Raw genomic sequence first — 12,960 nt, 5'->3', positions numbered from 1 at the left:
CGATGGAGGCCTGACCGGGAATCGAACCCGGGTGCAAGGATTTGCAGTCCTCTGCGTCACCACTCCGCCATCAGGCCGCTTTTTGTCCCCGATTTCTCGGGGGCGATCATCGCGAGGGGCGTTCGCTATCAGATCGGATTGTCCGCTGCAACGCACGGACCTATAAGCGCGCGAGATTTCCTCCCGGATTATCGTTGAAGGCTGCCTACAGATGGATTTCACCGCAGAGCGCAAGGCCATGGTCGACTCGCAGGTGCGGGTGAACGACGTGACGGATCGCGCGATTCACCTGGCCATGATGGCCGTGCCGCGTGAAAGGTTCTGCGCGCCTGACCGCGCTTTCGCCGCCTATTCCGAAGAACCAGCATTGATCGCGGGCGAGCGCCGGCTGATGCCGGCGCGCGACGTCGCCAAGCTGCTGCAAGCGGCCGATGCACGCGAAGGCGAGAAGGCCCTGGCCATCGCCGCGCCTTACGCCGCCGCCCTGCTGGCCCGTATGGGCGTGAGCGTCACGGCTCAAGAATCGGACGACGCTGTGTTCGCCGTGGTCGGCGCGGCTCTGGCGGACGAAGGCGTGACCACGGTCGTCGCGCCCTTGGCTCAGCCGACCGGCGAAGGATGGGATCTGATCATTTCCGAAGGCGGCGTCGAGAGCCTGCCCGAATCGTGGGGCGCGGCCCTGCGTCCCGGCGGCCGGATCGTCGTGGTCGAACGTCGCGGCGCCATCGGCAAGGCGGCCCTGTATGTTCAGACGCGCGAAGGCCTGTCGCGCCGCGAACTGTTCGATTCGTCGCCTGCGGTCCTTGCCGAGCTGAAGCCGGCCCCCACTTTCGCGCTGTAAGATCAAAGAGACGCGCGGTTGCGACGGAAATCCCGTTCGCAACCGTGAAGAAAACTTAACTGGCGTGTGGTTCGGTCAGGCCGCAGTTACGCTTGAGAAAACATTCGGGCGTTCTTCGGAGCGTCACGCAAGGACGGACAATGTTGAAACGCTCGCGTGTGCTGGCTTCGGCCGCTGTGGTCGCCGTGATGACCGGTCTGGGCGCGCCGGCCTGGGCCGAGACGCTGCAGGACGCCATCGCCCTGGCCTATCGGACCAACCCCAACCTGCTGGCCCAGCGCGCCAACCAGCGTGCGCTGGACGAGACGGTGGTCCAGGCGCGGTCGGGCCTGCGTCCGACCATCGGCGCCTCGGCCGGCGTGGACTACACCCGCAGCGACTTCCCCGCCGTGACCCAGTTCGTCGATACGAACGGCGACGGCATACCCGATACCCAGGTCACGACCTCGTCGTCCGAAACCGAAGGCGCCAATGTCGGCGTCAGCGTCAGCCAGAATGTCTGGACCGCCGGTCGCACCTCGCGCGCCATCGATCAGGCCCGCGCCAGCGTCCTGGCCGGCCGTGAGAATCTGCGTGAGATCGAGCAGTCGGTCATGCTGTCGGTGATCCAGGCCTATGTGAACGTCACCCGCGACATGGAAATCCTGCGTATCCGCCAGGAGAACCTGACGGTGCTGCAACGCCAGCTGGAAGAAACCAGCGCCCGTTTCGAGGTCGGTGAGATCACCCGCACCGACGTGGCCCAGGCCGAAGCTTCGCAGGCGCAGTCTGAAGCCGACCTGGCGAACGCCCAGGCCCAGCTTTCCACGTCGCGCGCCGCCTATGCCGCCGTCGTCGGCCAGTCGCCGGCCGATCTGGAAGCCGCGCCGGTCCTGCCGGAAGTGCCCAGCGACTTCGACGTCGCCATCGAGACGGCGCTGCAACGCAATCCCGCTGTGCTTGCCGCGACCTATCAACTGCAAAGCGCCGAGGCCGCCGTCGCGGCCGCCCGTTCGGAATATCTGCCGTCGGTGCGCGCCACCGCCTCCTATGGCGGATCGACCAACGATCTCGGCGATCTGGGCGAACTGGCCGATCGCCGCAGCTTCACGGCCGGCGCCACCCTGTCCGTGCCGCTCTTCACCGGCGGTCTGAACCGCTCGCGCGTCGCCCAGGCTCTGGAGCGCGCCAACGCGGCTCAGATCGGCATTGAGGGCGAGCGCCGCACGGTGCTTCAGAACGTCAGCTCGGCCTACGCCCAGGTGCTGTCGACCCGCGCCACGGTCGCGGCCGGCACGGAAGCCGTTCGCGCCGCATCGGTCGCGGCCGAAGGCGTGCGCCAGGAAGCCCAGGTCGGTCTGCGCACCACGCTGGACGTGCTGAATCAGGAACTGGCGCTGCGCAACGCCCAGACTTCCGTCGCCAGCGCCCGCGCCGCCGAATACGTCGCCCGCGCCTCGCTGCTGGCCGCCATGGGCCAGCTGGAAGGCCCGGCGCTGAACCCGACGATCGAGGCCTATGATCCAGCTGCGAACTACGACCAGGTCAAGGGACGCGGCGGCCTGCCGTGGGACGGCGTGATCGAGACGCTGGACCGCGTGGCCTCGCCGCCGATCGTGACCACGCCGGACACCGCCGACGCGCCGATCGACGCTCAGCTCAAGGGCGAGGTCGTGCGCACGGCGCCGCAGAACTGACCGCGTCGAATACGGACGGAAACCGCCCGTTGATTCCGACGGGCGAAGATGCGACGACAAGGCACAGGTTTCGAGCGATCCATCGTTCGGCGCCCACCCCTTCTACCCAGGCCTCGCCCAAGGTTGCGCCATGACCGATCAGTCCGCCCAGGAACCGACCATGGAAGAGATTCTGGCGTCGATTCGCCGGATCATCTCTGAAGACGAGGCCCCGGCCGAGACGCCAGCGGCCGCGATGCCGGAAGCCACGCCTGAGCCGGTTCCCGAGCCGATCGCGGCCGAAACCGTCTTCGCCGCTCCGGTGGAGCCTGCGTCGGAGCCCGCCGCCGTCGAAGACGACGTGCTGGAACTGACCGACCGCTATGAGGCGCCGGCCGAGACTATCGGCGATCTGGACGTGGTCGAGCATTCGCCCGCGCCCTATCAGCCCGAGCCTGAACCCGCGTCGGCTTACGAATCGGCTCCCGAGCCGGCCCCGGCCTATGACACCCTGGTCGGCGACAGCGCCGCCGCCAGCGCGGCCTCGGCCTTTGCGGGCCTGGCCGCCAGCTTCAAGAAGCCTGAGCCGGCTCCGTCGGCCTCGGGCGACCTGCCCTTCGTCAGCGGCAACACGGTCGAGGCCATGGTCGCCGAGATGCTGCGCCCGCTTTTGAAGGACTGGCTGGACAACAACCTGCCCGGCATTGTCCAGGCGGCGGTACAAAAGGAAGTCGAACGCATCGCGCGCAGCGCCTAGCCCTTCGCTTCAGCCCAGACTAATCCGAGGGGCGGCTCCTGAAGGGGGCCGCCCTTTCGCATTTCGATATGCTCATGTAGCGACGCGCCGCGCGCGGAGCGTTAGCAAAAAAGAATGACGATGCTTGAGAAGACTTTCGAACCCCAGGCCGCCGAGCCCCGCATTTACGCCCAGTGGGAAGAGAGCGGCCTGTTCGCGCCCCGCACCGACGGCGCCGCAGAGGCCTATTCGATCGTCATTCCGCCGCCGAACGTGACGGGCAGCCTGCATATCGGCCATGCGCTGAACAATACGCTGCAGGACATCCTAGCCCGCTATCACCGGATGAAGGGCAAGGCGGTGCTGTGGCTGCCGGGCACGGACCACGCCGGCATCGCCACCCAGATGGTGGTGGAGCGCCAGCTGGCCGCCGCCGGCAATGTGGGGCGTCGCGACATGGGCCGCGACGCCTTCATCGAGAAAATCTGGGAATGGAAGGCCGAAAGCGGCGGGACCATCGTGCGTCAACTGCGTCGCCTTGGCGCATCGTGCGACTGGTCGCGCGAGCGGTTCACCCTGGACGAGGGGCTAAACGCCGCCGTCCGCAAGGTCTTCGTGCAACTGCATAAGGAAGGCCTGATCTATCGCGACAAGCGGCTGGTGAACTGGGACCCGCATTTCCAGACCGCCATCTCGGACCTGGAGGTCGAGCAGCGCGAGGTGGACGGCGCCTACTGGCATTTCGCTTATCCGCTGGCGGACGAGGAAACATACGAACACCCGGTGACCTTCGACGACGAAGGCAATGCGACGGAGTGGGAGACGCGAAACTTCATCGTCGTCGCCACGACGCGGCCTGAGACGATGCTGGGCGATACCGGCGTGGCCGTGCATCCGAATGACGAGCGTTACGCAGCCATCGTCGGCAAATCGGTTATCCTCCCGATCACCGGGCGCCGTATCCCGATTGTCGCCGACGAATACGCCGACCCGACCAAGGGCTCGGGCGCGGTGAAGATCACGCCGGCGCACGACTTCAACGACTTCCAAGTCGGAAAGCGGGCGGGCCTGCCGGCCATTAACGTAATGGACGCATTCGGTCGGATCCTGAACTTTGACGCAGCCTACAAGGGCGTCGACGCCGAGGGGCGGACAACAGAAGACTTCGAGATTTTGCGTTTGGTCGAGAGCTTCCCGGATTTCGCGGGCCTCGACCGCTTCGCCGCGCGCAAGGCCATCGTCGCCCGCGCCGAGGAAGAGGGCTGGCTGCGCGAGATCGAGAAGACCAAACACGTCGTGCCGCACGGCGACCGCTCTGGCGTGGTGATCGAGCCGTGGCTGACGGACCAGTGGTACGTCGACGCCAAGGTCCTGGCCCAGCCCGCGCTGAAGGCGGTGGAGCAGGGCGATACTGTGTTCGAGCCCAAGTCCTACGAGAAGATCTATTTCGAATGGCTGCGCAACATCGAGCCTTGGTGCATCTCGCGCCAGCTGTGGTGGGGGCACCGCATTCCGGCCTGGTATGGCCCGAACGGCGAAATCTATGTCGCCGAAACGGAAGAGGACGCCCGCGAGCAGGCGATGGCGGACTATGATTCCGAGGTCGCCCTGACCCAGGACGAGGACGTTCTGGATACCTGGTTCTCCTCGGCCCTGTGGCCCTTCTCGACCATGGGTTGGCCCGAGAAGACCCAGGATCTGGAGCGGTTCTATCCGACCAGCGACCTCGTCACGGCGGCGGACATCATCTTCTTCTGGGTCGCCCGGATGATGATGATGGGTCAGCACTTCATGGGCGAGGTCCCGTTCAAGCGCGTCATCATCAATGGCCTCGTCCGCGACGAAAAGGGCCAAAAGATGAGCAAGTCCAAGGGGAACGTCATCGATCCCCTGGGCATCATCGACGAGCTGGGCGCCGATCCCTTGCGCTTCACCATGGCCATCCTGTCCGGCACGCGGGACATCAAACTGTCGAAACAGCGGATCGAGGGATACCGCAACTTCGGCACCAAGCTGTGGAACGCCGCGCGCTTCAGCCAGATGAACGAGGCGCGCCGCGTCGAGGGCTTCGACCCAGCGACCGTCGAGCAGACGATCAACCGCTGGATCCGCGGCGAACTGACCAAGGCCGAGCGCGCCGTGTCCGAGGCCATCGAGGGCGGGCGGTTCGACGATGCGGCGGGCGGCCTTTATCGCTTCGTCTGGAATGTGTTCTGCGACTGGTATCTGGAACTGGCCAAGCCTGTCTTCCAAGGATCGGACGAGGCCGCAAAGACCGAGACGCGGGCGATGACCGCCTGGACGCTGGATCAGACGCTCAAGCTGCTGCATCCGGTCATGCCCTTCATCACCGAGGAACTGTGGGCCGAACTGGGCAAGGAGGGCCCGGCGCGCGACGGCTTGTTGATCGGCGCCGAGTGGCCGGTTCTGCCGGACGCCTTCATCGACGCCTCGGCCGAGGCCGAGATCGGCTGGCTGGTCGATCTGGTCGGTGAGATTCGCGGTCTGCGCGCCGAAATGAACGTGCCGCCGTCGGCCAAGCCGCCGCTGGCCTTTGTCGCGCCCGACGCCGTGACGGCTGAGCTGATCGCCCGCCATCGCGATCTGATTCTGACCCTGGGCCGGGTGTCCGAGGTCGGTTCGGCTGACGCGGCGCCGACGGGGGCCGTGACCTTCGTGTCCGGTGGCTCGACGATCGCCTTGTCCTTGACGGGCATCATCGATCTGACCGCCGAACGGGCCCGTCTGGAGAAGGAAATCGCCGCCTTAGACAGCGACATCGGCCATGTGAACAAAAAGCTGGGCAATCCTAACTTCGTGTCTCGCGCCGCGCCGGAAGTCGTCGACGAACAGCGCGCCAAGTTGGCCGAGGCCGAGGCGGGCAAGATCAAGCTACAGGCGGCGCTGGCGCGTCTGGCGTCGCTTTGACGCCCCGATGAAAGCACGGCCGTGAAGACGCGGGTTGATCAGCTTCTGGTTGCGCGCGGCCTGTTCGACAGCCGCTCGCAAGCCCGCGCCGCGATCGAGGTGGGGCTGGTTTTGGCCGACGGCGTGATCGTGCGGAAGGCGTCCGAACAGTTCGCGGACGACATCGCGCTGGAGGCGCAACCCGCCCACCCTTGGGTCGGGCGTGGCGCGCTCAAGCTGGACCACGCCCTGACCCTGTGGCCCGTCATCGTCGAGGGCAGGGTGGCGCTGGATGTCGGGGCATCGACCGGCGGCTTTACCGAGGTTTTGCTAACCCGCGGCGCGGCCGGGGTGTTCGCCGTGGACGTCGGCTTCGGCCAGATGCACGCACGGGTGTCGTCCGATCCCCGCGTCGTCAATCTGGAGCGCATCGATGCGCGCGACCTGACGCCCGATCTGATCCCGCAGCCGCCATCGTTGGTCGTCTGCGACGCCAGTTTCATCAGCCTGATCAAAGTGCTTCCGGTCGCGCTGGATCTGGCGACGCCCGGCGCGGATCTGGTCACCCTGGTCAAGCCGCAGTTCGAGGCCGATGGCCCGGGCGGCGGCAAGAAGGGCGTGATCAAGGATGCGGCGGCGCATGCGGCCGCTGTAGAGCGCGTGCGCGACTGGCTGGAAGCGCTGGGTTGGACGGTTCAGGCGACAACCGAAAGCCCGATCACCGGCGGCGACGGCAATGTCGAGTTCCTGCTCTGGGCGAAGAAGCCGGGCTGACCAAGCCCAAAACTCAAGACCGATAGCTCCAAGACCGGGCTCAACTAGGCCAAAGGCCGGTAGCCCCAAAACAAAGAGAAACCGCCGGAGGATTGCTCCTCCGGCGGCTCCGTCACGTCGCCGATCGACAGGGGGGCTGAAAATTAATCGACGACGCGATAGCGGCCATACTGGTCGGGGCAGGTGCGGACGTAGCGGGTGTCCGTGCGACCATCCGGCAGACGGATCTGGCTTTCGGCCAGACGGCATCCGTCCGAATTCTGATAGGAGTCGACCGGGCGCGAGCGGTCGTCGTAGTAGCCGCCACGGCTGTAGGCATAGTCGTCGTAGCGATAGCCTTGGTCGCCGGTGTAACGATCGTCGTAATAGCCGTAGCTCGGTTGGCTGTAGCCCTGGGCGTAGTAGCCGTTCGAGCCATAGCCGCTCTGATAGCTGCGGCAGGCGTCCGAGCTGGACCGACCGACCTGCGACCCGACGACAGCGCCGAGCACGCCACCCAGGATGCTGCCTTCCGTGCGTCGACCGCGTGCGGCCAGTTGCGAGCCGATGACGGCGCCCGCGCCGCCGCCGATCACCGCGCCGGCGCCGGTGCGGCCTTGGCGCTCACGCGCGCAAGGATCGTAGTAGCGGCCGCTGTTGTAATCATACGAGCGGCTGTAGGCGCCGGTGCCGTAGTTCTGGCTATAGCCGCTGCCGTAGTAGTTCTGGGCCGACGCCGTGAGCGGGGCGGCCGTGACGCCGAACGCCAGGGCGGCGACGGCGGCGATCGATGTTTTCGTGAGACGCATTTTCCAACCCTCTGAGGACCGAACGGTTTTCCGTCAAACGTTAACGGCAAAGCCTCGTGTCTCGTTGCACTAGGATTACGACGGCGAAGCTGAACGGCAATTGATCGGTTCGTTCATCTTCGTTCATGTTCAGCGAACCTGCCGCGATGGCCCTGTGGCTTGAGCGAAGGGGGACCTGCGGCTAGAAGCCCGCCGATGGATATCCTCACCATCGACCGCGTCGGCGGCCAGGGCGACGGCGTCGCCCAGACGCCGTCCGGCCCGGTGTTCGCCGGCCTGACTTTGCCCGGCGAAACGGTGCGCGGCGTCGTCGTGGACGGGCGGCTGGAAGAGGTCGAGATCGTCAAACCCAGCCCCGACCGGATCGCACCGGTCTCGCCCCAGTATGGCGACTGTGGCGGCTGCTCGCTCCAGCATTGGTCCGAGGGGCCGTATCTGGAATGGAAACGAGAACAGGTGCGTCTGGCGTTGGCGCGCGAGCGGATCGAGACCGAGATCGAGGCGACGGTGGCGACCCCGCCGGCCAGTCGTCGCCGCTTGGCCCTTCATGCCCGTCGCACCCAGGATGGACGGGTTGTGCTGGGTTTCAAGGCGCGCCGCTCCTGGCGGCTGGTCGAGGTGAAGGCCTGTCCGGTCGCCGATCCCCGGATCGTGGCGGCCATTCCGGCGCTGACCCAGGTCGCGGCCGCCTTTTTCGAACATCCGAAGTCCGCGCCGACCCTGCACGTCACCTGGACCCTGTCGGGGCTGGACGTCGATGTGACCGGGGTCGAACGCCGCTCGGGCGGCGGCCTGTCGGCTGACGCCCAGATGCAGGCCATTCAGGCTGCGCATCGGGCCGATCTGGCGCGCCTCAGTCTGGCAGGCGACACCCTGGTGATGGCGCGCCAGCCGAAGGTGGCGTTCGGTCCTGCGACCGTGTCCCTGCCGGCGGGTGGATTTCTGCAGGCGGTCCCTCAGGCCGAGGCGGCGATGGTTGCGCGCGCGCTGGCGGCGGTGAAGGGCGCCAAGAAGATCGCCGATCTGTTCTGCGGCGCGGGAACCTTCACCTTTCCGTTGGCCACGGTCGCGCCGGTGATCGCAGCAGACGCATCCAAGCCGGGCATCGATGCGCTGAAGGCCGCCGTCGGTTCGGCCAAAGGGATGAAGGCCATCACGGCCGAGGCCCGCGATCTGTTTCGTCGGCCGATGAATCCCTATGACCTGAAGGGATGCGACGCCATCGTGTTCGACCCGCCGCGTGCCGGCGCGATCGACCAGACGGCCCAGATCGCGGACACCAAGGCCGGCGTCGTCGTGGGCGTGTCGTGCAATCCTCAGACCTTTGCACGTGATGCGCGGGTGCTGATCGATGCCGGTTTCCGGCTGGAGACGGTGACGCCGGTGGATCAGTTCCTGTGGTCCTCGCACGTCGAACTGGTGGGGGTTTTCAAACGATGATCTTGGACGACACGAACGAAGAGGACGGCGGCGGTTTCGACGCCGACGACTGGATGCGGCTGACACCGTTCACTGGCGCCGTGGCGACGCTGGACGACGTTCAGGCGCGACGTGCCGTCTTCGCCTTGGGCGAAACCGACGATCCGCATCCCATCGCCATGGACCTGCCCCAGCCGGTCATCTGGTGGGAAGAGGACGGTGAACAGGCGGCGGTGGCCGTTCAGGCCGAAAGCCACCTCGGCGCCGATGGCGAGGAGATGGAAATCCTGGGTCTGATCCTGCCGGACGGGGAGGGCGCGGTGGCCCTGATGGAGGACGTCGATCTGGTCGATGACACCGACCCCACCTGGCGCGATCTGGTCACACGCGCCATCGACCCTTCCGCGGCGGACGACTAGCCGAACAACTCCAGCTGAGGCCGGGCGTCGGCCGGGACGCGGAACTGGGTTTCGTCCAGCAGGCGGTGCGGCGTGTCGAGGCCGTAGCGTTTGACGGCGGCCTTGAACCGCGTTCCGATTAGTTCGGCGACAGGCCCGGTTCCCTTCATCCGCTGGGACCAGTCGGCGTCATAATCCTTACCCCCACGTGTTTGGCGGATCAGGGACATGACACGGGCGGCGCGATCCGGGCGGGCGTCGGCCAGCCATTCCCGAAACAGATCCTTGATCTCAAGCGGCAGACGCAGGGTGACATACATGGCCCGCGTGGCCCCGGCCTTGGCGGCGGCCTCCAGGATCGCCTCCAGTTCATGGTCGTTCAGACCGGGAATGACGGGGGCGAAACCGACCCCGGCCGGACAACCGGCGTCCGCGAGGCGGCTGATCGCCTCCAGCCTTTTGGCGGGGGTGGAGGCTCGGGGCTCCATCGCCCGCGCCAGACCACGATCCAGTGTGGTGATGGAGACGAAGGCCGAGGCCAGTCCCGCCTTGCCCATCGGGCCCAGAATGTCGGCATCGCGCGCGATCAACACCGACTTGGTGATGATGCTGAACGGATGTCTGAATCTTTGCATGACCTCCAGGATCGAGCGCGTCGACTTCAGATCACGTTCGACCGGCTGATAGGGGTCGGTGTTGCCGCCTATGTGGATGCGCTTGCATCGGTATCGGGGTGCGAGGAACGCCTGTTCCAGCAGACTTGCGGCCTGGGGCTTGAAGAAGATCCGGCTCTCGAAATCCAGGCCCGGGGATAGGCCCATCCAGGCATGGGACGGACGGGCGTAGCAGTAGATGCAGCCATGTTCGCAACCTTTGTACGGGTTGATGGAGCGGTCGAAGCCGATGTCCGGACTATCGTTCCGGGCGATGATGGTGCGGGCGTGTTCAGGGGTGAGGGTGGTGCGTAGCGGCGCGGCCTCGGCGTCGTCTTGCGTCCAACCGTCATCGAACGACTGATGCTGCTCAGGCTCGTAGCGGCCGCTGGCATTCGAACGCGCGCCTCTTCCCTTGGCGGTTTCCATGGGAAGGAGGATGCGACATCAACTGGAACAAAGCAAGAACATTTGTTCTCGCCGCTTTGGTTCAGTCTGGAGCGATGACCATGCAGGTCACGCGACGCGCGGCCAGCGCCTCGCAGGCGGACTTTGCGCCGGTTTCGGTCAGGCCGACGAAGCGCGAGCGATACCAGTCGCCGGCGGTCTGGACGTTGCGTTCGGCGGTGGCGAACTGATCGCGGAAGCGGCGGTTGACCTCGGTCAGCCAGTCGGTCGCCACCTTCTCTTCGCGGAAGGCGCCGACCTGCACCGCCCAGCGACCGGTCGGCGTGCGGGCGGCGGCGCGGGCGGGTTCCCGCGTTGCAGACGACGCCGAGCGACGGGGCGTGGTGGACGGCGCGACAGCAGCATTGGCCGGCGCGCCGTTCAGCGAAGCGGTGACATTGCGGGGCGCACGCGGAGCGGCAGAAGCGGCCGGCGCCGAACCAATGGGCGGCAGGGTTGCGGCGGCCCGCTGGCTGGCTGCGCGCTCCGACGGGGCAGGGGCGACACGCGTCGGCAGGGCGGCGGGCACCGGTGCGGCCGTATAGGCGACAGCGGTGGATTCCGCGCCGACGCCGTCCTCGTCGTCATTGACCGACGCATAGGCGATCGGGGCATCGGCGATTGCTGACCCGACGCCGAACCCGCGCTGCTCGAAGAACGTCTGGGCCACCTGGATCCGCTCGCCCTGGGCGCGGCGGCGCTCGACCTCGAAGCCGGTGTCCATGAGTTCGGCGACGTGGGCGTTGCGGCTGGCGGTCGAACGGCCGCCCAGGACCACGGTGATCAGGCGTCGTCCGTCACGCACGGCCGAGGCGGCGAGGTTGTAGCCCGAGGCGTTAGTGTAGCCGGTCTTCATTCCATCATAGCCGCGCCCGGTCGGCAGCAGGCCGTTGGTGTTGCGATAGTTGCGGCCGTTGTAGGCCCAGTCGTGAAGACCGAAATAGCTGTAATACTGAGGGAAATCGCGCATGATCGCGCGCGCCAGAATGGCCTGGTCGCGTGCGGAGGTCACCTGACGTGCGTCCGGCAGGCCGTTTGCGGTGTAGTAGCGCGTCTGGGTCATGCCCAACTGCGCGGCCTTCTGCGTCATCATATTGGTGAAGCGGGCTTCCGATCCGCCGATGTGCTCGCCAATGGCCAAGGCCATGTCGTTGGCGGACCGCACGGCGGTGGCGCGCATGGCGTCGTCCAGGGTGATGGTCTGGCCAGCAGCCAGGCCCAGTTTCGATGGCGGCTGAGACGCGGCGCGCGGCGAGATCGTCAGCACGTCGTTCACATTGGCCTTGCCCTGAGACAGCGCCTCGAACGTCAGATACAGCGTCATCATCTTGGTCAAGGACGCTGGATAGCGACGGCTGTCGGCGTTGCGCGCGAACAGGACCTCGCCCGTGGCGGCGTCGATCACGATGGCGGCGTAGCGGCTGTTCTCCTGGGCCGAGTAGGCGGTCTGGGCCTCGATCGGCCTGACGTTTGCGCCCAGAACCAGCGAAAGCGCGAGGACGGCGAACAGGCCACGGCGGAGAAAAGCAATCATGGGCGGGACAACCCCTCGGTGAGCAGGGTGCGACAGGCCCCCCGGCCGTCACGAACAAACAGCTAGCATAGGAAGCGCGGGTTTCGTGGTGGTTAACCGCGCGTCAACGCAAATTTGACCGGCCGATCAAGGTTATCGCCGATCATATTGTGCATTGCACAAAACGCTTGAAAAACCTTCGCACGTGCAGCATATTGCGCGTCTGCGAGATCCTCTCGCGTCATTATTTCCGCCCTCAGGCCCGTCCCCAAGGGCCTTCTACCGGAGAGACGATCATGGCCGACGCCGCTGAAACCGTGAAGAAAACCGCCGACCAAGCCACCGCCGCCGCAACTTCGGCTGCCGCCAAGGTCAAGGCGCAAGCCGAAACCATGCAAGCCGCTGGCACCCAGGCCTTCCGTGAAGGCATCGACAAGTCGACGGCCTCGATGGCCGAGTTGAACGCGCACAGCAAGAAGACCCTGGAAGCCATGGTCGAGTCGGTCACCGTCGCCCAGAAAGGCGCCGAGGCCCTGTCGCAACAGGCGCTGGGCTTCGCCAAGTCTTCGTGGGAAGACGGCGTCGCCGCCTCCAAGGAACTGTCGACCGCCCGTTCGGTGCAGGAGTTCTTCGAGCTCCAGACCGCCTGGGCCAAGAAGTCGATGGAGCGCTATGTCGCCGAGCTGACCAAGACGAACGAGATCGTCACCGCCACGGTCAAGGACAGCATCAAGCCGATCAACGAGCGCGTCACCGCCTCGGTCGAAACCTTCCAAGCCGCTCGCTAATCCCGCGAACCGCCAGAAGAATCGAGAAGGCCCCGGAGTTC

11 protein-coding genes and 1 tRNA gene are annotated in these 12,960 nt (G+C 66.2%); 8 read left to right on the top strand and 4 right to left on the bottom strand.

What is annotated here, in order from left to right:
• Positions 1-3: 3 nt before the first annotated feature.
• Positions 4-77 (bottom strand) — tRNA-Cys (locus BLR19_RS04745).
• 134 nt (positions 78-211) lie between these two features.
• Here BLR19_RS04745 and BLR19_RS04740 point away from each other — a divergent pair.
• From BLR19_RS04740 to BLR19_RS04720, 5 genes are all read left to right on the top strand, one after another.
• Positions 212-841, top strand: coding sequence for a protein-L-isoaspartate O-methyltransferase family protein (locus BLR19_RS04740; protein ID WP_091747764.1), 630 nt, complete (start codon positions 212-214; stop codon positions 839-841).
• Positions 842-981: 140 nt separating this feature from the next.
• Complete coding sequence (locus tag BLR19_RS04735) at positions 982-2,517, top strand: TolC family outer membrane protein (RefSeq protein ID WP_066623053.1); 1,536 nt, start codon at positions 982-984, stop codon at positions 2,515-2,517.
• Positions 2,518-2,647: 130 nt separating this feature from the next.
• Entirely contained in the window at positions 2,648-3,253 is a 606-nt protein-coding gene (locus tag BLR19_RS04730) for a DUF2497 domain-containing protein (RefSeq protein WP_091747762.1), read from the top strand.
• A gap of 120 nt (positions 3,254-3,373) precedes the next feature.
• Positions 3,374-6,160, top strand: coding sequence for a valine--tRNA ligase (locus tag BLR19_RS04725; protein ID WP_091749108.1), 2,787 nt, complete (start codon positions 3,374-3,376; stop codon positions 6,158-6,160).
• 21 nt (positions 6,161-6,181) lie between these two features.
• Positions 6,182-6,913, top strand: a complete 732-nt coding sequence (locus BLR19_RS04720) for a TlyA family RNA methyltransferase (RefSeq protein WP_091747759.1) — start codon at positions 6,182-6,184, stop codon at positions 6,911-6,913.
• Positions 6,914-7,056: 143 nt separating this feature from the next.
• Here the strand turns inward: BLR19_RS04720 and BLR19_RS04715 are convergent, their stop codons facing one another.
• The gene (locus BLR19_RS04715; RefSeq protein ID WP_091747756.1) at positions 7,057-7,701 is read right to left on the bottom strand and encodes a glycine zipper 2TM domain-containing protein; all 645 of its coding nucleotides are present in this window, start codon (positions 7,699-7,701) and stop codon (positions 7,057-7,059) included.
• A gap of 195 nt (positions 7,702-7,896) precedes the next feature.
• Here BLR19_RS04715 and BLR19_RS04710 point away from each other — a divergent pair, with 195 nt between their 5' ends.
• Entirely contained in the window at positions 7,897-9,141 is a 1,245-nt protein-coding gene (locus tag BLR19_RS04710; protein WP_091747752.1) for a class I SAM-dependent RNA methyltransferase, read from the top strand.
• Between the two features lie 2 nt (positions 9,142-9,143).
• Positions 9,144-9,539 (top strand): hypothetical protein, encoded by a 396-nt coding sequence (locus BLR19_RS04705; RefSeq protein WP_255366439.1) that lies wholly within the window; start codon positions 9,144-9,146, stop codon positions 9,537-9,539.
• Here BLR19_RS04705 and BLR19_RS04700 read toward each other — a convergent pair.
• Positions 9,536-10,600: a PA0069 family radical SAM protein gene (locus tag BLR19_RS04700; RefSeq protein WP_091747747.1), complete on the bottom strand. Its 1,065-nt coding sequence runs from the start codon at positions 10,598-10,600 to the stop codon at positions 9,536-9,538. The two genes, BLR19_RS04705 and BLR19_RS04700, sit on opposite strands and share 4 nt — an antisense overlap.
• Positions 10,601-10,661: 61 nt before the next feature.
• Positions 10,662-12,152: a serine hydrolase gene (locus tag BLR19_RS04695; protein WP_091747745.1), complete on the bottom strand. Its 1,491-nt coding sequence runs from the start codon at positions 12,150-12,152 to the stop codon at positions 10,662-10,664.
• A gap of 275 nt (positions 12,153-12,427) precedes the next feature.
• Here BLR19_RS04695 and BLR19_RS04690 point away from each other — a divergent pair, with 275 nt between their 5' ends.
• A complete protein-coding gene (locus BLR19_RS04690; protein WP_082465129.1) occupies positions 12,428-12,919 on the top strand; it encodes a phasin family protein in 492 nt (163 codons plus the stop codon).
• The last annotated feature ends 41 nt before the right edge of the window (positions 12,920-12,960 follow it).

The organism is Brevundimonas sp. 374, assembly GCF_900102995.1.
Lineage (GTDB): Bacteria > Pseudomonadota > Alphaproteobacteria > Caulobacterales > Caulobacteraceae > Brevundimonas > Brevundimonas vesicularis_C.
This window is presented reverse-complemented; position numbering and strand designations above follow the sequence as displayed.